This window comes from Priestia sp. BR_2 (assembly GCF_041954005.1).
Lineage (GTDB): Bacteria > Bacillota > Bacilli > Paenibacillales > Paenibacillaceae > Paenibacillus_AQ > Paenibacillus_AQ lautus_A.
The window spans coordinates 1-846 of sequence record NZ_JAVFHM010000260.1 but is presented as its reverse complement, the minus strand read 5'-3'; the positions used below and the strand labels follow the sequence as shown (position 1 = coordinate 846).

General features: G+C 55.3%; 1 pseudogene. It reads left to right on the top strand.

Features of this window, described 5'->3' with window-relative positions:
• Positions 1 to 820, top strand: a pseudogene (locus RB298_RS20650) (hypothetical protein); the annotation flags it as partial.
• Between the last annotated feature and the right edge of the window lie 26 nt (positions 821 to 846).

Below are 846 nucleotides of genomic sequence, written 5' to 3'. Positions count from 1 at the left end.
CTCTCCCGCTGCTGCTGTTGCATCGTGTATTTTGGCTATGGGCTCTGTTGTCGGAATCCAGATCGTGGAAGGGACAATCACTGGAGCGAACGTGGCCTGTGGATCCTTGTCCGGTTACTTGATCGCCGAGGGATCCATTGAGATGAAATCCCCTGCACCGGATGCGTCTGCAGCGTTCGATCTGTATAACGGCTCGGTTACAGGAAGCCAGATCGCTGAAGGGACTATCACTGGCGCGAACGTGGCCGAGGGATCCTTGAACGGTTCCCTGATCGCCGAGGGATCCATTGAGAGCAAACACCTCGCACCGGATGCCTTTGATAACTTTACGCTGGCCGAGGGCTCTGTTTCAGGAAATCAAATCGCTGAAGGGACCATCACCGGCGCGAACGTGGCCGAGGGATCTTTGAACGGTTCCCTGATCGCCGAAGGATCCATTGAGAGCAAACACCTTGCACCGGATGCTTTTGACGACTTCACCCTGGCTGACGGCTCTGTTACCGGAAGCCAGATCGCTGAAGGTACTATCACTGGCGCGAACGTGGCCGAGGGATCTTTTAACGGTTCCCTGATCGCCGAGGGATCCATTGAGAGCAAACACCTCGCACCGGATGCTTTTGACGACTTCACCCTGGCTGACGGCTCTGTTACAGGAAGCCAGATCGCTGAAGGTACTATCACCGGCGCAACCGTGGCCGAGGGATCTTTGAACGGTTCCCTGATCGCAGAGGGATCCATTGAGAGCAAACACCTCGCACCGGATGCCTTTGATAACTTTACTCTGGCCTCTGACACAGTTTTAGGAAGCCAGATCTCGTAAGGTACTTTCACTGTCCCCAACGTGGC